We start from the raw sequence: 21,043 nt of genomic DNA on the forward strand, positions 1-21,043 counted from the left end.
CGGCCCGGCGGACACGCCTGTGCCGTCTTCACGAAAGCGACAACAATGACAGCACCGGTTGACTTGTCCTACACCGAACCGCCGCAACGCGTGATGGAAAACCTCGACGGCGGGCTGGCGCACGCCGCTCGGTCCGCCGAGGAGATCGTGGCCGGGTTGCCCGACACGTCTGCCCGGGCTCACCGCGACGGTGACGTCGAGCACCTCGGCGCCGTAACGGCCGCGCACCGGTTCGTCGACGCACCGGGCGACAGCGAAACCGTCAGATGGCACTTCGTGGAATGCGGCGCCCGTTCGGACCCCACGGTGGTTTTCCTGCATGGGCTGCCCGACTCCTGGTGGCAGTGGCACTATGCGCTGGAAGGCCTCGCCCGGCGCTATCACTGCCTGGCCGTGGATCTCAAGGGTTACGGCCAATCCGACAAGCGCAGCGGTGATTACCGGCAGGCCGGCGTCGCGGCGCAGCTCGGCGCGCTCCTCGATGAACTCGGTATCGGCGAATTCATCCTGATCACCCATGACCGCGGCAGCCCGGTCGGTGATCACCTGGTCGCGGCAATGGGTGCACGGGTGCGGGGATACGGTCGTGGCCAGCAACATCTTTGGCATCTGCACCCGCGACTGCATCCCCAGGAACAGCTGATGCAGTCGGCGGAGGCGCCGGCGATGCTGCGCGAGGCCCGACGGTTCGTGACGACCGTCTATACGTGGCTCACCGAGCGGCCCGTGGCCCGCGAAGACCTGATCCGCACCATCGAGGAGTTCAGCCACCCGGGGATCGCCACCGCGGTACCCCGCTACTTCCACTCGTCGTCGTTTCGGCAGGAGTGGGTGGATCGGCGGACCCGGCTCATCCGGGCCTGGGCGGCTCCGGTGCTGCTGCTGCAGGGCGCTCATGATCCACTGCAGCCACGCGAGTTCTACGGCGAGCCAGAGCTTTTGGCGATGCTGCCGCCGGGCAGCGACGTGCACCTGTTCGACACCGGTCACTTCTGGCCATTCGAGGCGCCTCGGGCGACGGTTGGCGTGCTCACCGAATTCTGCGACCGCGTGGCCCGCCGGTAAGCAGCGGCACGCCGGGATGGTGCCGGGCCGCTTCCCGGATGCGACCGCCTGCCGCTCAGACCACCGGGCTCGCGCCGTCGTCCAGAAAGGGCAACGGCCGCAGGCAAAGCCGATGCGCCTCGTCGGCGGGCATGCCGAACAGCCGCAGTAGGTTTTCGGCGACTTCGTCGGTGGCTTGGGCGGCGTCGCGCTCGGGCTGATCGCACAACAGTTGACCGAGTCCCAACAGCGCGCCGGCGGCAACCGCCATCGCCAGTTCCGGGTCTTCCACGTCGAACCGGCCGGCCGCCGCGGCCGCGGCGATATCCCTCTTGCTGCGCGGCGCCAGGCCACGGTCCGAGGTAATCAATTCCAGCCCGTGGGAGAGCACGACGCCGCTCTCCTCCGGGCGCCGGCGAAACATTCGGCCGGTCAGCCGGAAGCTGCGCGCGAAGGTCTCCGCGGGATCCTCGGACGCATCTGTGATGGCGTCCAACAACGCCCCGTGCGCGTCGAGCACCTCGTTGACCGCCGCCTGAAACAGTTCTTCCTTGCTGTCGAAGTGGTTGTAGAACGACCCGACGCCGACGTCGGCGGCGTGGCTGATGTCCTGCACCGGGACGTTGACCTTGCCGGCGGCGATGAATCGTTGTGCGGCTTTGATCAGGGCGGCTCGGGTGCGTTGCTTTCGACGTTCCTGACGGTTGGCCGGCCTGTCGGAATCGTCCACGCAGCTTCTCCTCGTCCCACGCCGATACGGCTTTTGCCTCAATACCTCAATATTGACGATACACTCAGAATATCGTGGGAGCGGATGTGTTGCGGCCGTCGCGGCGCTGCTCGTGGTCGTTCACGGCGGCCGGAATTTACCCGCTGGCCGGCATCCGAGTCGAGTCCGTTCCGAATCAGCTTGGCGGGCCGAAGCAGACCACGCTGCGTGCGCCTCGCCCGGCGGTCATGTCGGCAAAGGCCGCTTCGACGTCGTCGATGCCGATGCGTCGGGTCACCAGCGCCTCGATGTCGAGCCGGCCGCGCAGTGCTAGCTCGGCGAGCACCGGGATATCACGGGCCGGGTCGCTGGCGCCGTAGACGCTTCCTTGGATCTTCTTGCCGTCGGCCATCAGCATCAGTGCGGGCAACGTCACCGATTCGGTGAACCCGGCGGCACCCACCAGCGTGACGGCTCCGCCGCGCCGGGTGGCGTCGAAGGCGGCGCGAATCGTCGCCGGCTTGCCGACAACCTCGATCCCGTGGTCGACGCCGGAGCCGCCGGTAAGGTCGCGGACTGCGCCGACGAGGTCGGCCTGACCGACGTCGACCGTGTCGGTCGCGCCGCTGGCGGTTGCGGCCGGAAGTTGGGCAGCGTTGCGGTCGGCAGCGATGATCCGCGCCGCCCCGGCCAGCCGGGCTCCCTGGATCGCGGCCAGGCCCACCCCGCCGCACCCGATGACCAGCACACTGTCCCCGGGGCGGACCGCTGCGGTGCGCAGCACCGCTCCGACTCCGGTGGTGACCCCACAACCGAGCAGCGCGGCGTGGTCCAGGGGCAGTGATCGGTCGACCGGCACGACGGCGGCGGCCGGCAGCAGGGTCTCTTCGGCCAGCGTCCCGGCGCCCATCTCCGGCCACACCGGGCCGGTCGGACTTTCGGCATACGGCCCGCCGAAGGCGTGCTGGAGGCCGTGTGAGCACAGTTGGGTTTCGCCGCGCAGACAGTGCGGGCAGCGCCGGCAGGGCACGTTCCACGTCAGCACCACATGGTCGCCCGGGCTGACGGTGGTGACGGCGTCGCCCACCTCGGTGACGATCCCGGCGCCCTCATGACCCAGCGTGCAGGGCAGCAGCGCCGGCATGGAGCCGTCGCACACCGACAGGTCGGTGTGGCACACACCGCTGGCCTGAAGTCGCACCCGCACTTCGTGGTCGCCGATCCGCCGCAGCGCGAGTTCCTCCACCTGCGTCGGCCGCCCGGCCTCGCGCAGCACCACCGCCCTCATGGGAGGGAACCTGTGATCGGTGTCATAGCGACTTACGATGGCGAGATAACCGCACCGGGTCAAGGTTGCCTCGGGCGTCAGGTAAGGAGAGCGGCCCAAGATGAGCGAGACGCGATCAACGGTGATCACGCACGACAGCCACGTTGCCGGCGAGGGGCCGGTCTTGACGATCGGCGGGGAACCGCAGCCGGGCGCCGCGGGGACTTACCCGGTACACAATCCGGCCCGGCCGGCCGAGATCGTCGGCCACGCGCCCGCCGCAGACCGGGCCCAGCTCGACGCCGCGGTGTCGGCGGCGCGGCGGGCAGCGCCGGCGTGGCGAGCGCTCGGCGTCGCCGAGCGGGTCGCCGCGCTCACGTCCGCGGCGACCACGGCCGCACAACAGCTGGCCGCGCGGGACGGCGCGCGGCTGTACACCCGTGAACACGGAAAAGTCCTCGGTGAGGCCAACTTTGAGATCAGCACCGGCCCGGGCCTGGCGGCGCTGATCGGGTCGATGGCCGCGGCGGCGCTGGCACCGGAGCAACTCGACCCGCGGTCGGCGTACCCGCGCCTGCAGCGGGAGCCGTTCGGCGTGGCCGCGCTGGTGCTGCCGTTCAACTGGCCACTGGCGCTGACGATGACGAAACTGACGTCGGCCCTGACGGCGGGTAACACCGCCGTCGTCAAGGTGCCGCCGACGTGTCCGCTCGCGGCGCTGGAACTCGCAGGGGCACTGGCCGCGGCGCTGCCGCCGGGCGTGGTGAACGTGCTCGCGGGCCCGGGCAGTGATCTTGCCCAGGCTTTGGTCACCCACCCCGGCATCGACCTCATCTCACTGACCGGCGGCGTGGCCACCGGCCGCGCGGTCATGGCCGCAGCGGCGGTGCGGCTGACTCCGGTGTTGCTGGAGCTGGGCGGCAACGACGCGGCGATCATCGCCCCCGACCTCGCGGTCAGCGACGAGCTGGTGGAGCGGCTGGTGACGGCGACCTATACCACCGGCGGTCAGGTCTGTATGGCGATCAAGCGGCTCTACGCTCCGGTGGACCGTGCGGGTGAGCTGGCCGAGGCGGTGCTGGCCCGCTGCGAGCGGGAGGTGGTCGGCGACGGCCTCGCCGAGGAGACGACGCTGGGCCCGCTGCACACCGCGGCGGGGCGCAACCGGGTGACCGCGCTCGTCGGCGACGCCGAGGCGCGCGGCGCGTCGGTGCGGACCGCGGGACGGATCCGCGAGGCCGATGCCGACGCGGCGGGATACTTCGTACTGCCGACCGTGGTCACCGATCTGGTCCCCGACTCGGCGCTGGCCACCCAGGAGCAGTTCGGCCCGGTGTTGCCGATCTTCGGTTACGACGACCTCGACGACGCGGTAACCGCAGCCAACGCAACCGAGTTCGGTCTGACCGCGTCGGTGTGGACGGGCGACGATGCGCTCGCGGACCGGGTGGCGTCGCAGCTGGTGGCGGGCACGGTCAGCGTCAACTGCCACGGCCTGGCCGCCCAGGACCCGCGGCTGCCGTTCGGCGGCTGCGGCCAGTCGGGCATTGGCCGCGAATTCGGCATCGAGGGGATCCGCGCGTTCACTCAGGCTCGAGCATTCGTCCGGCACCCGGTGCCGCGCTAACCGAAGCGCTTGGGAGACTATGGATTTGGGGCTCAGCGATAGCGGTCACGCGGCGGTTTGAGAGCCTTGGCCCACGCGATATGCCCTTCGAAGCCCAGTGATGTCGCCAGGTCGCGGTAGCGATCCCGCAGGTCGCGGAAGCGAACCCGATCACCCCACGCCCGCGCCAGCAGTGCACGCAACCGCAGCAGGTTGATTTCACGCGATTTCAAACCGCTGTCGCTCGGCGCGGCCGCCAACCTGTCGACGGCTTCGGCGGCTTCTGATAGGTCGCCCGGGTCGCCTGGTGGGGCGCCGGCCAACAGTGTCTCCACCAAAGCGCCGGTAGCCGTACCGAAATGCCCTAGCTTTCGCGCTGAAACAGCTCGTCGCCGGCTGCACGCAGTCGCGGTAGGGCGCCGTCGCGATCACCTCGATCACGTTCTGTGACCAGCCCCGGGGCGGCCGGGCAGGCACGAACAGCGTGATCCTCCAACGCCGCCGGCGCGCCGAACACGGCGCGGGCAGCGGTGTCGTCGACCGGTGAGCCGCAATTGTGGCAAAAGCGGGCATTGGCCAAAGGCTCGGTGCCACACGTTCGGCATGCCGTCATGGTCGTCATCCGACTCTCCGCTTATCCCGGCCCCAGCATTCGCAGTGGTCCCCGAAGGACCCTCAAAGGATATGCCGCGGACAGTCCGGTTTGCTGCTGTTGTCACCGCCAGTACCGGGCCGCAGCTCGACGGCAGTATTCCCGTGTCACCGGTTCACCTGTACGCCAAGGTGTTTACGGTCGTTCAGGGCTACGCGAGTACAGTAATTCGATGGCTGTCGCCCCGTCCAGTGAGCGGATGATCGCCGGCGTCGCCACCGCGGCCGTCTCGCTTGGAGTGGCCCAGCTGGTGGGCATCCCGTTCGGTGCACGAGCCGATGCGCGTACCGCGATCGGTTCGACGGTCGTCGACCTGACGCCGGGGCCGGTCAAAGAGTGGGCGATTGCGACCCTGGGCGCTCTGGACAAACTCTTCCTGGCCGTCGTCGTGCTCGTGGTGATCGCCACGATCGCCGCAATTGCCGGGACCCTCGAGACGCAGCGCCGACCGCTGGGCAGCGCGGTGATCGCCGCGGCGGGCGTCCTCGGCTGCGTCGCGGTGCTGTCTCGGCAAGGTACGTCAGCACTGGACACGATCCCCACCGTCGCCGGCGCCGCCTGCGGCGTGGCGACCCTGCGCTTGCTCGCCCGTCGGTTCGGGCCCGGCCCGGAAAAACCGGACCAGCCCGATGCCGGCCGGCGCAGCTTGGTCGTATTCGGATTCCTCGGATTCGGAGTAGTCACTGGCGTGGTGGGTGCGGTCATCACGCGGTTGGTGCACTCGGTGGCCGCCGACCGCAACAGCTTCGCGCTCCCCCGACCGCGAACACCGGCGCCGCCCATACCTGCCGATGTGCAACCGAATGGCGTTGCGCTACCGAACTTTGTCACCGCGAGCGCCGACTTCTACCGGGTGGACACCGCGCTGAGCGTTCCCCAACTCAGCCACGGCGACTGGCGGCTGCACATCCACGGCATGGTGGACCGCGAAACCACTTACAGCTTCGCCGACCTCGCCCGCTTCGACGTCGTCGAGACGGTGACGACACTGACATGTGTGTCGAATCCCGTTGGAGGCAAACTGATTTCGACGGGCATCTGGACCGGATACCGGTTGGCCGATCTGCTGGCCGCGGCCGGTGTGCACGCCGACGCCGACATGGTGCTCTCAACCTCTATCGACGGGTTCACCGCCGGCACGCCGGTGGCGGCGCTTACCGATGGCCGCGCCGCGCTACTGGCGGTCGGCCTCAATGGTCAGCCGCTGCCGATCGAGCATGGCTACCCGGCGCGGCTGGTGGTACCTGGCCTCTACGGGTATGTGTCGGCCACCAAATGGGTCGTCGACATGGAGCTGACCCGCTTCGACAGAGCCAAGGCGTACTGGACGCGGCACGGCTGGGCGGCGCGGGCGCCCATCAAGACCGAGTCGCGGATCGACGTGCCGAAAAGTGGTCAGCGGGTGCCTCAGGGACCCGTGGTGTTCGGCGGTGTCGCGTGGGCCCAGATTCGTGGCGTGCGGGCCGTGGAGGTCCGCATCAACGACGGCGCATGGCAGCCCGCGCACCAAGGCGCGAGCTATTCCAACGCGACGTGGCGGTTGTGGAGCTTTCCCTGGCAGGCGAAAAACCCTGGGAAACACACCATCACCGTGCGCGCCACCGACAACACCGGAGCTGTCCAAACCGCGGATCAGGCCGATCCCGTGCCGGACGGCGCCACCGGGTGGCACACGGTGGCCTTCACCGTGGTCTAGCCGACAGTTTCCGCCAACTGAACACCGCGATGACAATGCCGATCAGCGCGGTGATCGGACCGATGATGGACCAGGTCGCGGTGCTGCTCATCGGGCTACCCCCAAGCACACCGAATCCCTGCAGCGCCCAGATCACACCGAACAGCGCGACCAGCAACCCGATCGCGAACGTCACGACGAAAGTCCTTCTCATACTGGGATGCTACGACCCGCAGTGAGTTTGGGTATCAACGATTGCGACGTGGACGGATAAAAGCCTCTGCGCGTCAAACGGGTTGGTCGTCGTCGCGGTCGTAGAGGAATCGTTCGGGGTGGTGGTAGGGGTTGGTGCGGGGCTGTCCGCGATCGAGGTGCGCCGGCGGTATCCATTCGGTGTCGCCGTAGGCGTTCTTGCGGGTGCGCCAGCCATTTTCGGCGAGTCGGTTGTCGATACCGCAGCCCAGGGTGAGGTCATCGATGTCGGTGCGCCCGGTGGTGGCCCAGCCGCGGACGTGGTGGACTTGGCTGTGGTAGGCGGGGGCATCACATCCCGGCTTGGTGCACCCGCGATCGCTTGCGTACCACATGATTCGCTGTGCGGGAGAAGCTAGGCGTTTGGTGTGATACAGCGCCAAGGGCTTGCCGTGGTCGAAGATCGCCAGATAAATGATGGGCGTGGCTGGCCAGGCGGATCAGATCCGACATGGGCAGCAGCGAACCGCCGCCGATGTGGGCCTTGCCGGCGGCGGCCTGTAAGTCCTTCAGCGTGGTGGTGACCACGATCGACACCGGCAGGCCGTTGTGGCGGCCCAGGTCCCCGCTGCACAGCAGGCCGCGCAGTCCGGCCAGCAGGGCGTCGTGATTGCGTTGGGCTTGGCTGCGGGTGTCGCGGCGCACCGCGTCCGCATCGGGCGTGGTGTCGATGACCGGTGTTGGGTCGTCGGGGTTGCAGGCGCCGGGGGCCGCCAGTTTGGCCAACACCGGTTCGAAGCTGGCCCGCGCCTCCGGGGTCAGGTAGCCGCTGATGCGCGACATGCCGTCGTATTCCTGCTTGCCGATCGTGATGCCGCGCTTGCGGGCCCGCTCCTGCTCGCGTAACTCGCCGTCGGGGTTGAGCCAGTCCATGATCCGCTGGGCGTATTTGGCCAACTCGTCGGGGCGATAGCTGCTGGCCTTGCCGGCCAGATCGGCTTCGGCGGCCTGCCGGGTGGCCAGGTCCACCTCGGCGGGCAGGTGGGCGAAGAAACCGCGGATCACTCGCACATGGGTGTCCCCGATCAGGCCGTCTCGTCGGGCGGCCGCGGTCGCGGACAACTGCGGCGCCACCGGCTCACCGGTCAGCGCCCGCCGCGGCCCCAGATCAGCCGCTTCATCGATGCGCCGCCCGGCCTCGGCCTTGGTGATACGCAACCGACCGGCCAGCGCCGAACGCAGCTTGCCGCCCAGCTCTTCCTCGCCGGCCTGCGCGCCGAGCTGATTGATCAGCGCGTGTTGGGGTGTCCGCAGGCGCCGTGCCACGCACTCCCGGCGCTCCAGAGCGCGCAACCGTTCGGAGGTGGTCAGCACGTCAAAAGACAACTCGCACAACGCTCCAGATCCGCATCCAGCGCTTTGAAGACCCCGACGATGTCTTCACGACTGCCCGCACCCATGCCTGACATGTTACGAACACCCACCGACAACAATCGCCGTCCTGTGACCACTGAAACCACAGTGACACAGGGGATTGCAGAGATCCGAGGCCCCAGCTCTGTCCGATCCGCCTAAGTGGCACCAGGACCGACACAACGCAACCGCATGTGGTTTCGGCGACCATGGTCCGCCCGCGACGGCCGACGCAGACTGGTCGGCTACAAATTCATCCCGGAGAACATGACCCGGCTGGGATCGTACTTCTGCCGTACCGCACTCAGCCGGGCCAAATTCGGGCCGAAATACCGCGACGGTGGCTGGCCTGCCTCAAGATAGTTCACATAGCCGCCGACCGAATACCGTTGCACCGCTTGGTGTGCGGTGTTGAGCCAGCTGGTCGCCGCCGCCGGGGAACCGGCGTTTTCGACGTACCACTGCACCAGCGCGCCGTGCCGCCGCCACGGAAAGGGGGTGGCCCCCGGCGCCACGCTGGCGAGAGTGCCGTCGAGGGCATGCATGATCGCCAACATGCGGCCCGCGTCGCGGGGAAAGGCGTCGACCGCCGCGGCTATCCCCGCAGCGACGGCCGGGTTGACGGTGGGAAAGACATCGGATCCGCCGACATACCCAAGCGGTGACGGGTTCAGGTTGTTGACGGCCAGATACCGCACCAGGTCCAGGTAATTGAAGGTGTGGTTCTCGGTACCGGTCGGTTGTGCGCCGACGGCTGACGTGATGGCGTTCGCCACGGCGCCACCGGACCCGGCCGGACAGGTCGCGAGGATACGGCAATGCGTACCAAGCGCATCGGTGGTGCTGTCGGCCAGCGCCCAGCTGTTTCGGTCGGCGGTACGCAGCCAGTTCTGCCAACCGACCAGGACCTGCGCGAACGACTGCGGTGGGAAATTGAGGTTCACCACGTCGACGTCTTTGGTGGCGAAGGTGGCAAAGGTCAGCGAAGTCGTCACCCCGAAGTTGCCGCCACCGCCGCCGCGCAGCGCCCAGAACAGGTCGGGATTGCTGGTTGCTGACGCGGTGACCGCCTGGCCATTGGGCAACACCACCGACGCCGAAGTCAATTGGTCACACAGCAGACCCGCGTGGCGGGAATTGGCGCCCAGGCCGCCGCCCAGCGCGTGTCCCGCGGCACCGACTGTCGGGCAGGTACCCGTCGGGATGCCGCGGCCGACCTCGGCCAGCGCCTCGTGCACGGCGTACAAACCCGTCGCGGGCGGCACCGTGACCTGCCCGGTAGCGGCGTCGTAGTTGACTCCCCCGGGCAGCTGGCGTAGGTCGAGCACCATCACACCGTCGGCCGTGGACACCCCGGTATAGGAGTGTCCGCCACCGCGCGCAGCAACCTTGAGATTGTGTGCGGCGGCGAAGGTCATCGCCTTCTGCACGTCGGCCGCCGATGTCGGAGTGACGATCACCGCCGGTGTCGAGCCGTTGTAGTTCGTATTGAAAACCTGTTTGGCCGCTGCGAATTGGGGGTCGTCCGGGCGTACCACCCGTCCACCGACTGCCGCCGCCAGACCGTCCAAACCGGAGGCAGCGGGCTCGGCGCTGGCCCGGGCCGGGCCTAGAATCGCGCCGCCGGCCCATGCCCCGGCGGCACCCCGCAGAAACATCTGACGCGAGAATTCACGAGCCAACGTCGGGCTCCGGCGATTGCGTCATGTCCGGCATTGTCGAGTACCGGGAACCGCTGTAGCGCATGACGTGTCGGGCCATGACCGGAACGTGCCCGAACCGTTACCCCGCACGGCTGAGTTTCTTACTTTCATCGTTGGCGTGGCGGGTCCGGGAACCAATCGATCCGGCTGCGCGCCTCGCCGGTTGCGCACCTGCAGTGCTAGCAAATCGCGCTATCTTCCAGCCATGGCAACGACGATCACACTGCGGCTGTCTGACGACCAATACGACCTGGTCAAACGGTATGCCGGCCAGTGGATGTCGAAAAAACCCGGCGCTGTCTCCTTCGCGGAAGCGGGGGCTGAGCAAAACCTTGAGGCGCTACCGCGGCCATGAGCCCATGCCGTGGGGATGTCTGGCTCCTCGATGACGGGCGCAGCGTCCTGGTCCTGTCGTCGACGTTCTACAACGAAATCGCCTCTGAACCAACGATTATCGTGGTACCCGTATTCACCGGGGAACCCGCCGCCGGCTTCGGGGTGCCCATCGGAGACGACATCTGGGCTGCGCCGGGATTCATCACGAATTTACGGAAGGCGCGGCTCGCCCCATTCCACGACCACGTCGACGTACGAGCACTCACAAATGTGAACAACATGCTTTTCAAGATTCTGGCCACCCCGGCGGGTGGCCGGTGACGTCATGCCGCAGGCAATCGAGGCGTGCGGCCGGCTGGGCGCTTGGACTGCGCACTAATGTTGCGACACAGTTCGTCCCGAACCCGTGCGTCACGAGTTTCCTGCACCCGACATCGAGCAGATGCTCGAAGAGACCGAACGCAGGTTATCCGGAGCCGCCGGACGCAACACGGTCATCTTCGTCGACGCCACCATCCCGATGTACCTGGTGGGTTAGGCATCATGGCCCGGCAGCACATCACTGCCTCATGAGCTTCGACCGCGGCTTCGACGCCTACCCGGGGATCACGCGACTGTCCTGACAAGGCAACCTTATATTCATTGCATAGATAGCGGTAAAAGGCATTGACACCGCCGGAAAACCGACGATAGTCATCAAGTATGGCGCTGCTGCCAGACCCCGATCCCCGGCAGCGACAGCACGTCGTGATCTCGGTCGACGACCATGTCATCGAGCCGCCCGGCATGTTCGTCGGGCGGCTGCCCACCTTGCTGGCCGACCGCGCCCCGACGGTCGTCGAGACCGACGACGGGCGCCAGGTGTGGCGCTACGAGGGCCGGGAATACCCGAACATCGGGCTCAACGCGGTGATCGGCCGGCCGCGCGAGGAATGGAGCATGGAAGCCGCCCGGTTCGACGAAATGCGCCGCGGCTGTTGGGATATCGACGCCCGCATCGCCGACATGGACCTGGCCGGCATCTGGGCGTCGCTGAACTTCCCGTCGCTGATCGCCGGGTTCGCGGGCACCGTGTTCTGGAAGAGCGACGATCTGGAGCTAGGGCTGGCCGTGCTGCGCGCCTGGAACGACTGGCACCTCGAGGTGTGGGCCGGGCCCTACCCGCAGCGGATCATCCCGCTGCAGCTGCCGTGGCTCGCCGACCCACAGCTGGCACCGGAGGAGATCCGCCGCAACGCCGACCGCGGGTTCAAGGCGGTCAGCTTCCCCGAGCTGCCCGCGCAATGCGGCCTGCCCAGCTTGCACACCGGGGTCTGGGATCCGTTCTTCGCCGCCTGCGAGGAGACCGACACGGTGGTGTGCCTGCACACCGGGTCGGCGCAGTGGGCGCCGATCCCCGCCTTCGACACCCCGTTCGAGACCATCACCACACTGTTCCCGGTCAACGGCCTGGTCGCCTGCGCGGACATGCTGTGGTCGGGCATCCCGGTGCGCTTCCCGCGGCTGAACATCACGCTGGCCGAGGGCGGCCTGGGCTGGGCGGCCATGCTCGGCGACCGCGCCGATTACGTTCTGGCGCACTCCGCTTCGGGCCACGAGGGCGGCTCGTGGAAAAGTGACCTGCTGCCCAGCGAGGTGCTGCGCCGTACCTTCTGGTTCTGCTCGATCGACGATCCGCACGCGTTCGGTGCGCTGGACGCGATCGGGGCCGACCGCATCCTCGTCGAAAGCGACTATCCGCACGCCGATTCGACCTGGCCCGACACCCAACAGGTCGTGGCGCGCAACGTCGCCGGCCTCTCGGCGGAGGACGCGGCCAAGATCACCCACCGCAACGCCGCACAGCTGTTTCGTCACCCGCTGCCGGACGAACGGTGGCTCGCGGCCACCGGATAGAAAGGCGTAGGAGGGGCCCATGCTCGACCTGTTGATCCGTGACGCCGAGATCGTCGACGGCACCGGCGCGCCCGCCCGCCACGGCGACGTCGGCGTCCGTGACGGGCGGATCGTCACCGTGGGAGAAAACGACGATTCAGCGGCGAAAACCGTTGACGCCCAAGGACTCACGTTAGCACCGGGATTCGTCGACCTGCACACTCACTACGATGCGCAGCTGTTCTGGGACCCGACCGCCAGCCCGTCGGTGCAGCACGGGGTGACCACGATCTTCGGCGGCAACTGCGGCTTCACGCTGGCGCCCGCCGCGGCCGACCAGCACGACTACCTCACCCGCATGCTGGCGCGGGTCGAGGGGATGCCGTTGGACGCGCTGCGCGCCGGCCTGGACTGGGGCTGGGCATCGTTCGGCGACTGGCTCGACCGCCTCGAGGGCCGCATCGCCGTCAATGCCGGGTTCCTGGTTGGTCATTCGGCGCTGCGGCTGGCGGCGATGGGTAACGACGCGGTCGGCGGCCAGTCCGCCGCGGCACAGATCGACACGATGGTCGGGCTGCTGCACGACGCGCTGAACGCCGGCGCGCTCGGGCTGTCGACCTCGCAGTCGCCCACCCACAACGACGCTTCCGGCCAACCGGTGCCGTCCCGCAGCGCCTCGCGAGACGAACTGGTGGCGCTGGCCTCCGGCGTGCGCGACCACCCGGGCACGACGCTGGAGGCCATCATCCCCGGCTGCCTGTCCGGCTTCACCGATGACGACATCGCGCTGCTCACCGACATGTCCGTCGCCGCCGCCCGGCCGCTGAACTGGAACCTGCTGGGTGTTTCGGCGGCAAACCCGGCGGGGCACGAAAATCAGTTGCGCGCCTACGATGTCGCCGCCGAACACGGGGGCCGGGTGGTGGCACTGACCTTGCCGCACGGCATGAAGATCCGGCTTTCATTCCTGTCCGGTTTCGTGCTCGACGGGCTGCCCGGCTGGCGCGACACCATGCACCTGCCGGTGCCGCAACGCCTGGCCGCGCTCGCCGCCCCCGCGGTGCGTCGCCGGCTCGCCGAGGGCGCCGCCTCCAAGGAGGCGGGCATGCTGCGCGGCCTCGCGCAATGGGACCGGCTGGTCATCGTCGAGACGTTCGCGCCGGAGAACGCCGACGCGACCGGGCGCAGCGTCGGCGAGGTCGCCGCCGCCCGCGGTGGCGAGCCGTTCGACACACTGTTGGACATCGTGATCGCCGACGAGCTGCGCACCGGACTCTCCCCGCCGCTGACCGGGGACGACGCGGCCGACTGGCGGGCGCGCGCGCAGGTGTGGCGCCACCCGGGTGCGGTGATCGGCGGCTCGGATGCCGGCGCCCACCTGGACATGATGTGCGGCGCGATCTACACGACGTCGCTGCTGGGCAAGGGCGTGCGCGAGCACCGGGTGGTGACGCTGGAGGAAGCCGTGCGCTTGATCACCGACGTGCCGGCCCGGTTCTACGGGCTGACGCAGCGTGGCCGAATCGCGCCGGGCTGGCACGCCGACCTGGTGCTCTTCGACCCGGCGACCGTCGGCCACGGCCCCGAACGCACTCGCTACGACCTGCCGGCGGGCGCGCCCCGGTTGGTCGCCGACGCCCGGGGGATCAGCTCGGTGCTGGTCGGTGGGGTCGAGGTGTGCCGCGACGGCGTCGCCACCGGCGCGCTGCCCGGCACCGTGCTGCGGTCCGGGCGTGATACCGAGACGGTGTCGGCTCATGGCTGAGGTGGCAACCCACGACTTCGACCCGACCGAGCTGCAGGGCGGGCTGCTCATGCAGGTCGAAAACGTGCACGAGCGGCTGCGCGAGGCACGCGCGCGACACCGGGTGATGCTCGGAAACCCCTTCACCGAGGTCAAGGCCGGGCAGATCGGCGATTTCGGGGTGACGGTGCTCGGCTACGACGAGTGCCAGACGGTGCTGACGCACCCGGACACCTTCTCCTCGTCGATCTACGAGCACATCATGGGCCCGGTCATGGGCCGCACCCTGCTGGAACTCGAGGGAGCCGAGCATCGGGCCAGCCGGGCGCTGGTGTCACCGTCGTTCCGGTCGGCGCTGCTGGAACGGTGGCGCGCCGAGCTGGTGGAGGTGGTGGTCCAGGAGCTCATCGACAGGTTCGCGCCGCGCGGGCACGCCGAGCTGGCCCGCGATTTCACCTTCGCGTTTCCAGTCCAGGTGATCGCGCGGATCATGGGCCTGCCGCGACAGGACTACCCGCGCTTCCAGCGGCTGTCGATCGAGCTGCTCAATGTGGTCTACGACTGGGAGTGCGGGCTGGCCGCGTCGAGATCGCTGAAGGCCTACTTCACCGAAATCCTCGCCGCGCGGCGACGCAACCCGCAGGACGACCTGATCAGCACGCTCGCGGAGTCCGAGGTCGACGGCGCACGGCTGACCGACGACGAGATCTTCGCGTTCCTGCTGCTGATCCTGCCCGCCGGCGTCGAGACGACCTACCGGGCCTCGGGCAACCTGCTGGTCGCGCTGCTCACCGAACCGGAGCTGATGGACACGCTGCAGGCCGATCGCGGCATGGTGCGCGGTGCCATCGAGGAGGCGTTGCGCTGGGAGCCGCCGATCACCACGGTGGTGCGGGCGGCGGTCCGCGACTGCGAGCTCGGTGGGATCACGATTCCGGCGGGAACCAACGTCAGCGTCAGCGTCGCGGCTGCCAATCGGGACCCGGCGCGCTACCCGAACCCGGACTGCTTCGATCCCACCCGTAAAAACATCGCGCACCTGACATTCGGCGGCGGCCCGCATCTATGCCTCGGCATGCACCTGGCGCGCATGGAGACCGCGGTGGCGATCAACGCACTGCTGGACCGACTGCCAGGGCTTCGGCTGGACGCGAGCGCACCGACCCCGCATGTGGTGGGGGTCGCCTTCCGCTCGCCCGCCGCACTGCCGGTCGAGTTCGCCCCGGCGCCGGCCTGACGCCCGCCTCCCTCACGGCGCCTTGTCGGCGCCCCAGAGTCCACCGCTAGCCCTTCTCGAACGTGCACGTAGTGCGAAAGATCGCGGGCAAATTCGCACTGAATACACGCTCGGCGCGCATAGTCGGCGAGCTACAGGTAACCCGTCTGGTTCACCAGCCGCACCGACGACGCTCCGTCGGCGTAGAACTCGGCGATGCTCAGCGACGCCAAATCGAGGTGCAAGCGGTACAAGACGTTAGGGCCGACGTCCAAGGCCATCCGCAACAACATCTTGATCGGCGTGACGTGAGAGACCACCAGGACCGTGGCGCCCTCGTGCCCGGCGATGATCCGGTCACGCCCACGCCGAACCCGCAGCAGCACGTCGTCGAAACTTTCTCCACCCGGGGGCGTGACGCCGGTGTCACGCAGCCAGCGGCGGTGCAGCTCGGGATCGCGATCGGCAGCCTCCGCGAAAGTCATTCCCTCCCATGCGCCGAAGTCGGTCTCGACGAGGTCGTCGTCGATGGTCACCTCCAGACCCAGGGCCCGGGCCGCCGTCGTCGCCGTGTCATAGGCCCGCTGCAGCGGCGAGGACACCACCGCCGCAATCCCGCCGCGTTGCGCAAGATAGCGGGCGGCCAGCCCGGCCTGCCGCCATCCCACTTCGTTCAACGCCGGGTTGCCCCGCCCCGAATAGCGGCGCTGCACCGACAGCTCGGTCTGCCCATGCCGCAACAACAGCAGCCGGGTGGCCGCGCCGCGTCGGCCCGTCCATCCGGGAGCTGTCGGGGACTTGGTCGCAAGCTTGTGCGGCGGGTCGGCAACGGCCACCACCGGCACGGTGGTGTTCTGCCCACGGCGATTGGTGCGAACCGCGGCATCCATCGCTTCGTTGGCCAACCGATCGGCATACGCATTCCGCGACCGCGGCACCCACCCGTAACTGATCCGGCGGAAGTGCCGTGCCAGCGCCTGAGCCTGTGCATGCAGTTCCACCAGGTCCGGGTGCTTGACCTTCCAGCGCCCGCACATCTGCTCCACCACCAGCTTGGAGTCCATCAGCACCGTTGCCTCGGTGGCGCCCAGCTTCACCGCGTCGTCCAGGCCGGCGATCAACCCGCGGTATTCAGCGACGTTGTTGGTGGCCCGACCGATCGCCTGCTTGGACTCCGCCAGCACGGTCGAGCGGTCCATGGTCCACACCACCGCGCCGTATCCGGCCGGCCCGGGGTTGCCCCGCGACCCGCCGTCGGCTTCGATGATGACTTTCACTGCTCAAAACCCTTGACCCGCAATAGGATTGCGCCACATTCCGGACACCGCAACACATCGTCGTCAGCGGCCGCCGAGATCCGGGCCAACTCGCCGCGGCCGATCTCGATCCGGCAGGCCCCACATCGATGACCCTGCAACGGTCCGGCACCCGGCCCTCCCCCGGCCCGCTGCCGCTCGTAGAGGGCAACTAGGTCGGGATTCAACGAGACGCTGAGTTCCTCGCGCCGCGACGAGCGTTCCCGGCGGGACTGCTCGAGTTCGGCCAGCGCGGCGTCCAGGGCTTGCCGGGCGCCGTCCAGCTCGGTGTGCAACTTCTCCAATGCCGCCGACTCGGCGACCTGCCGGGCCTGCAGTTCCTCGCGGCGCTCCATCACCTCCAGCAGGGAATCTTCCAGGCTGGCCTGACGACGTTGCAGCGTTTCCAGTTCGTGCTGCAGGTCCGACAGTTGTTTGGCGTCCGTGGCGCCGGACGTGAGCAGCGACCGGTCCCGCTCCTCACGCTTGCGCACCGCATCGATTTCTGCCTCGAATCGCGACACCTGGGCGTCCAAGTCCTCCACGGCGATTCGCACGGCGGCCAGCCGGTCGCCGGCGGCGTCGCGCTCGATCTGCACCCGCTCGTAGGCCTCTCGCTGGGGCAGATGCGTGGACCGATGCGCGATCCGCGATAGCTCGGCATCCAGCTTCGCCAATTCCAATAGCGAACGTTGCTGTGCCGCTTCGGCTTTCATGTCCGGTCTCCAGGTCTTGTCGCCATATTCCACGGATCGGTGCGGATGGTGGACACCCGCACCGCCAGCGACCCGCCGAAATGTGACCGCAGCACGCCGGCGGCTTGGCCGCACCAAGGGAATTCGCTGGACCAGTGTGCGAGGTCGATCAGGGCCACGGGCGAGGACCGGCAGTGCTCGTCGGCGGGGTGGTGCCGCAGGTCGGCGGTGACATAGGCCTGCACCTCCGCTGCGGCCGCAGCGCCCAGCAACGAGTCCCCGGCGCCACCGCAGACCGCCACCCGCGAAACCGGCAGGCCGGGATCACCGGCGGCACGCACTCCCCAGGACGTCGCGGGCAGCGCCGCGCAGACCCGGGAGACGAAGTCGCGAAGCGGTTCCGGCTGGGGCAGCGTGCCAATCCGCCCCAACCCGACGCCGGCCGGCGGCGGCACCAGCGTGAAGATGTCGAATGCCGGTTCCTCGTAGGGGTGCGCGGCCCGCATCGCCGCCAGCACCGCGGTCCGCGCCCGCGCGGGTGCGACCACCTCCACCCGATCCTCGGCCACATGTTCGACGGTGCCGACGGCGCCAATTGCAGGCGATGCCCCCTCCAGCGCGAGGAACTGTCCGCTACCGGTCACGCTCCAGCTGCAGTGCGAGTAGTCACCGATATGTCCGGCACCGGCGTCAAACACCGCCGCCCGCACCGCATCCGCGGACTCGCGCGGCACGTAGATGACCCACTTGTCCTGATCGGCCACCCCGGGCAACGAGTCAAGCACTCCTTCGACGGTCAGCCCCAGCGCCTGCGCCAGCGCGTCGGAGACCCCCGGTGACGCCGAGTCGGCATTGGTGTGCGCGGTGAACAGCGACTTGCCCGACCGGATCAAGCGGTGCACGAGCGCACCCTTGGGTGTACAGGCAGCCACGGTATCGACCCCGCGCAACAGCAACGGATGATGGGCCAGCAACAGGCCCCCGTCGGGAACGTCGTCGACGACCGCCGGCGTCGCGTCCACCGCGACGGTCACCGTATCCACCACGTCGACCGGATCGCCGCAGACCAGGCCGACCGAATCCCACGACTCGGCAAGCCGCGGCGGATACGCCTGGTCCAGCACCTCGATGACGTCAGCCAACCGCACACTCATTGGCGCCTCCCGCTGTGCCAGCAACCGATGGCCTGAACCAGCCGCGGCCACTCCGCGCGCACCGCCGCGCGCAGATACCGGTCGCCCAGGCCGACGAACGTATCGCAGCGGCGAACCGCAATTCTCTTGTGGTGCAAGTCGTTTCGTATTCGCTCGGCATCCGGCATGCCGAACAGCACAAACGGTGCGCAACCGTCGACCACCGTGGCACCCACCGATTTCAGGCCGGCCACCATCGCCGCGCGCAGTGCCACGAACCGCTCGGCACTGGCGGCGGCCTCGGCCACCGCTTCGGGCGCACAGCACGCCGCGATGGCCGCCAGTTGCAGGGTGCCCACCGGCCAGTGCGCGCGCCGCGCGGTCAGCCGGGCCAGCACGTCCGGCGCGCCGAGGGCATACCCCACCCGCAGACCGGCCAGCGACCACGTCTTGGTCAGGCTGCGCAGTACCAGCACATCAGGCAGGCAGTCGCCGGCCAGCGACTCCGGCTCCCCGGGAACCGAATCGGCGAACGCTTCGTCGACGACCAGGATTCGTCCCGGTCGCCGCAACGCCAGCAACTCCTCGCGGGTGTGCAACACCGAGGTCGGGTTGGTCGGGTTACCTACCACCACGAGGTCGGCCGCCTCGGGCAACGCCGCACCGGCCAGGCCGAACGGCGGCTCGAGGACAACGTGGTCCACCGGGATTCCGGCGGCGCTCAGCGTCACCGCCGGCTCGGTGAACGCGGGCGCGATGATCGCTGCGCGCGCCGGAGCCAGGTTGGGCAACAACGCGAAACCCTCCGCCGCCCCGGCCAGGGGCAGCACTTCGTGGCGGGTTCGGCCGTGCCGTGCGGCTACCGCCTGTTGCGCCCGGCGCACCTCGTCCACGCTGGGATAGCGCGCCAGATCAGTCAGCCGGGCCGCCAGAACGTCGACAAGCCACTGCGGCGGGCGGGTGTCACGGACATTGACGGCGAAATCCAGCATGTCGGGCGCCACGTCCTGATCACCGTGATAGCGCGCCGCGGCGAGGCAAATCGACGCGCTGTGATCCAGGTCCGCCACCAGTGAAACACTAGTGCGCCGGTGGACTCCCCAGGCATCCGGAGCACCGCCCCCGGCGAGCGTGACGCGGTCGGGTCCCGGCCGGCAGTCGCGATCCTGGCTGGCCAGGGTGGAAGCGGGCCAAGCCGGGTCTGCGCCGGTCCGGTCCGCCGACTGGCGTTAACGCCGGTCGGTGCCGGACACCCCGCCGCATCACCGACAATGGAAGGCGTGACAAGTTCGATCGTGACCGATTCGCCCGACCGCGGCGCCGCGCACCGCCCTACCACCGTCTCCGACGGGTCGCCGCAGCTGGTGATCTTCGACCTCGACGGGACCCTGACCGATTCGGCACACGGGATCGTGGCCAGCTTCCGTCATGCGCTCGACCACATCGGCGCCGCCGTTCCCGATGGCGACCTGGCCGCCTGGATCGTCGGCCCGCCGATGGACGACACCTTTCGCGCGATGGAACTCGGCGATCGTGTCGACGACGCGATCGCGGCTTTCCGGGCCGAATACGGCGCCCGCGGCTGGGCGATGAACACCGTGTTCGACGGGATAGCGCCGCTGCTGGGCGATCTAACCGCCGCGGGGGTCCGGCTGGCGGTGGCCACTTGCAAGCTCGAGCCAACGGCGCGGCGCATTCTGGCGCACTTCGGGCTGGAGCAACATTTCGAGGTCATCGCCGGAGCCGGTGGCGACGGCTCCCGGAGCAGCAAGACCGAGGTGCTCGGCCACGCGCTCACCCAGCTGCGACCGCTGCCCGAGCGGGTCCTCATGGTCGGCGACCGCAATCATGACGTCGAGGGCGCGGCAGCGCACGGCATCGACACCGTGGTGGTCGGTTGGGGCTACGGGCAGGACGATTTCGGCCACGACACGGACGCCACCCTCGTCAGGCACGCCCGCACCATCGACGAGCTGCGGGAGGCGCTGGGTGTCTGATCCGCCAACCTTGCACGTCACCTTCGTCTGCACCGGCAACATCTGCCGTTCGCCGATGGCCGAGAAGATGTTCGCCCACCAACTCAGGGAGCGCGGCTTAGGAGATGTCGTGCGGGTGACCAGTGCCGGCACCGGCGACTGGCATATCGGCAACGGGGTCGACGAGCGGGCCCGGCGGGTGCTGCGCGCCCACGGCTACCCCACCGAGCACCGCGCCGCGCAGATCGATGCCGGGCATCTGGCGGCAGACCTGGTGATTGCCTTGGGCCGCAACCACGCTCGGCTGCTGCGCCAGCTCGGTGTCGAAGATGCGAGGCTGCGCATGCTGCGCTCGTTCGACCCGCGGTCGAATGCCCGCGCCCTCGACGTCGACGATCCCTACTACGGCGGCCACGACGAATTCGAGCAGGTCTTCGCCGTCATCGAGGCCGCGCTGCCCGGCCTGCATGACTGGGTGGACGAGCGGCTGGCGCAGAACGGATCCCCGTGAT

23 protein-coding genes are annotated in these 21,043 nt (G+C 68.8%); 11 read left to right on the forward strand and 12 right to left on the reverse strand.

Features of this window, described 5'->3' with window-relative positions; translation table 11 throughout:
• Positions 1–45 precede the first annotated feature (45 nt).
• Positions 46–1,065 carry an alpha/beta fold hydrolase gene (locus tag EET10_RS17055; RefSeq protein ID WP_051490490.1) on the forward strand — a complete coding sequence of 340 codons (1,020 nt, stop codon included), beginning with the start codon at positions 46–48 and terminating at the stop codon, positions 1,063–1,065.
• A gap of 55 nt (positions 1,066–1,120) precedes the next feature.
• Here the strand turns inward: EET10_RS17055 and EET10_RS17060 are convergent, their stop codons facing one another.
• Together EET10_RS17060 and EET10_RS17065 are read right to left on the reverse strand one after the other, a co-directional pair.
• Positions 1,121–1,774, reverse strand: coding sequence for a TetR/AcrR family transcriptional regulator (locus EET10_RS17060; RefSeq protein ID WP_036402698.1), 654 nt, complete (start codon positions 1,772–1,774; stop codon positions 1,121–1,123).
• A 175-nt stretch (positions 1,775–1,949) separates the two neighbouring features.
• Entirely contained in the window at positions 1,950–3,041 is a 1,092-nt protein-coding gene (locus EET10_RS17065; RefSeq protein WP_063466555.1) for a Zn-dependent alcohol dehydrogenase, read from the reverse strand.
• A 100-nt stretch (positions 3,042–3,141) separates the two neighbouring features.
• Between EET10_RS17065 and EET10_RS17070 the strand changes: the two genes are divergently transcribed.
• Positions 3,142–4,647 carry an aldehyde dehydrogenase family protein gene (locus EET10_RS17070; protein ID WP_122502340.1) on the forward strand — a complete coding sequence of 502 codons (1,506 nt, stop codon included), beginning with the start codon at positions 3,142–3,144 and terminating at the stop codon, positions 4,645–4,647.
• A gap of 32 nt (positions 4,648–4,679) precedes the next feature.
• Here the strand turns inward: EET10_RS17070 and EET10_RS17075 are convergent, their stop codons facing one another.
• On the reverse strand, positions 4,680–4,961 hold the full coding sequence (locus EET10_RS17075; RefSeq protein WP_036402692.1) for a hypothetical protein: 282 nt from the start codon (positions 4,959–4,961) through the stop codon (positions 4,680–4,682).
• 29 nt (positions 4,962–4,990) lie between these two features.
• Complete coding sequence (locus EET10_RS17080) at positions 4,991–5,248, reverse strand: zinc ribbon domain-containing protein (RefSeq protein ID WP_081260352.1); 258 nt, start codon at positions 5,246–5,248, stop codon at positions 4,991–4,993.
• A gap of 229 nt (positions 5,249–5,477) precedes the next feature.
• Between EET10_RS17080 and EET10_RS17085 the strand changes: the two genes are divergently transcribed.
• Positions 5,478–6,974, forward strand: a complete 1,497-nt coding sequence (locus EET10_RS17085) for a molybdopterin-dependent oxidoreductase (RefSeq protein WP_081260354.1) — start codon at positions 5,478–5,480, stop codon at positions 6,972–6,974.
• Here EET10_RS17085 and EET10_RS17090 read toward each other — a convergent pair.
• The 4 genes from EET10_RS17090 to EET10_RS17100 form a co-directional block, all read right to left on the reverse strand.
• The gene (locus EET10_RS17090; protein WP_036402689.1) at positions 6,961–7,167 is read right to left on the reverse strand and encodes a hypothetical protein; all 207 of its coding nucleotides are present in this window, start codon (positions 7,165–7,167) and stop codon (positions 6,961–6,963) included. The genes EET10_RS17085 and EET10_RS17090 overlap by 14 nt on opposite strands.
• A gap of 73 nt (positions 7,168–7,240) precedes the next feature.
• A complete protein-coding gene (locus EET10_RS30970; RefSeq protein WP_423793640.1) occupies positions 7,241–7,588 on the reverse strand; it encodes an HNH endonuclease signature motif containing protein in 348 nt (115 codons plus the stop codon).
• Positions 7,497–8,531, reverse strand: a complete 1,035-nt coding sequence (locus EET10_RS17095; protein WP_246013651.1) for a 13E12 repeat family protein — start codon at positions 8,529–8,531, stop codon at positions 7,497–7,499. Before EET10_RS17095 ends, EET10_RS30970 begins: the two co-directional genes overlap by 92 nt.
• 272 nt (positions 8,532–8,803) lie before the next feature.
• Positions 8,804–10,240: an FAD-binding oxidoreductase gene (locus EET10_RS17100; RefSeq protein WP_063466558.1), complete on the reverse strand. Its 1,437-nt coding sequence runs from the start codon at positions 10,238–10,240 to the stop codon at positions 8,804–8,806.
• A gap of 226 nt (positions 10,241–10,466) precedes the next feature.
• On the opposite strand from EET10_RS17100, the gene EET10_RS29690 reads away from it, so the two are divergent.
• The 6 genes from EET10_RS29690 to EET10_RS17120 all read left to right on the forward strand — a co-directional run bounded on the left by EET10_RS29690 (position 10,467) and on the right by EET10_RS17120 (position 15,453).
• On the forward strand, positions 10,467–10,616 hold the full coding sequence (locus tag EET10_RS29690; protein ID WP_167480189.1) for a hypothetical protein: 150 nt from the start codon (positions 10,467–10,469) through the stop codon (positions 10,614–10,616).
• A complete protein-coding gene (locus EET10_RS17105; protein ID WP_036402687.1) occupies positions 10,613–10,918 on the forward strand; it encodes a type II toxin-antitoxin system PemK/MazF family toxin in 306 nt (101 codons plus the stop codon). Before EET10_RS29690 ends, EET10_RS17105 begins: the two co-directional genes overlap by 4 nt.
• Before the next feature lie 85 nt (positions 10,919–11,003).
• Positions 11,004–11,135 carry a hypothetical protein gene (locus EET10_RS31700; RefSeq protein WP_276863014.1) on the forward strand — a complete coding sequence of 44 codons (132 nt, stop codon included), beginning with the start codon at positions 11,004–11,006 and terminating at the stop codon, positions 11,133–11,135.
• 164 nt (positions 11,136–11,299) lie between these two features.
• The gene (locus EET10_RS17110) at positions 11,300–12,493 is read left to right on the forward strand and encodes an amidohydrolase family protein (protein ID WP_036402683.1); all 1,194 of its coding nucleotides are present in this window, start codon (positions 11,300–11,302) and stop codon (positions 12,491–12,493) included.
• A gap of 19 nt (positions 12,494–12,512) precedes the next feature.
• Entirely contained in the window at positions 12,513–14,237 is a 1,725-nt protein-coding gene (locus EET10_RS17115; protein WP_063466559.1) for an N-acyl-D-amino-acid deacylase family protein, read from the forward strand.
• The gene (locus tag EET10_RS17120) at positions 14,230–15,453 is read left to right on the forward strand and encodes a cytochrome P450 (protein ID WP_036402681.1); all 1,224 of its coding nucleotides are present in this window, start codon (positions 14,230–14,232) and stop codon (positions 15,451–15,453) included. Before EET10_RS17115 ends, EET10_RS17120 begins: the two co-directional genes overlap by 8 nt.
• 131 nt (positions 15,454–15,584) lie before the next feature.
• Here the strand turns inward: EET10_RS17120 and EET10_RS17125 are convergent, their stop codons facing one another.
• From EET10_RS17125 to cobC, 4 genes are read right to left on the reverse strand one after another with little or no spacing between them, the layout of a single operon-like run.
• On the reverse strand, positions 15,585–16,709 hold the full coding sequence (locus EET10_RS17125; RefSeq protein WP_036402679.1) for a bifunctional RNase H/acid phosphatase: 1,125 nt from the start codon (positions 16,707–16,709) through the stop codon (positions 15,585–15,587).
• Positions 16,706–17,443: a zinc ribbon domain-containing protein gene (locus EET10_RS17130; protein ID WP_036402675.1), complete on the reverse strand. Its 738-nt coding sequence runs from the start codon at positions 17,441–17,443 to the stop codon at positions 16,706–16,708. The genes EET10_RS17125 and EET10_RS17130 overlap by 4 nt, the downstream gene beginning before the upstream one ends.
• A complete protein-coding gene (locus tag EET10_RS17135; protein ID WP_122502341.1) occupies positions 17,440–18,576 on the reverse strand; it encodes a Nif3-like dinuclear metal center hexameric protein in 1,137 nt (378 codons plus the stop codon). Before EET10_RS17135 ends, EET10_RS17130 begins: the two co-directional genes overlap by 4 nt.
• On the reverse strand, positions 18,573–19,625 hold the full coding sequence (gene cobC, locus EET10_RS17140; protein WP_081260356.1) for an Rv2231c family histidinol phosphate aminotransferase CobC: 1,053 nt from the start codon (positions 19,623–19,625) through the stop codon (positions 18,573–18,575). The genes EET10_RS17135 and cobC overlap by 4 nt, the downstream gene beginning before the upstream one ends.
• 294 nt (positions 19,626–19,919) lie before the next feature.
• On the opposite strand from cobC, the gene EET10_RS17145 reads away from it, so the two are divergent.
• Entirely contained in the window at positions 19,920–20,552 is a 633-nt protein-coding gene (locus tag EET10_RS17145) for an HAD hydrolase-like protein (RefSeq protein ID WP_036402887.1), read from the forward strand.
• Entirely contained in the window at positions 20,545–21,042 is a 498-nt protein-coding gene (locus EET10_RS17150) for a low molecular weight protein-tyrosine-phosphatase (RefSeq protein WP_036402670.1), read from the forward strand. The genes EET10_RS17145 and EET10_RS17150 overlap by 8 nt, the downstream gene beginning before the upstream one ends.
• Position 21,043 lies beyond the last annotated feature (1 nt).

Source organism: Mycobacterium pseudokansasii (assembly GCF_900566075.1).
In the GTDB taxonomy this organism is placed as follows: domain Bacteria; phylum Actinomycetota; class Actinomycetes; order Mycobacteriales; family Mycobacteriaceae; genus Mycobacterium; species Mycobacterium pseudokansasii.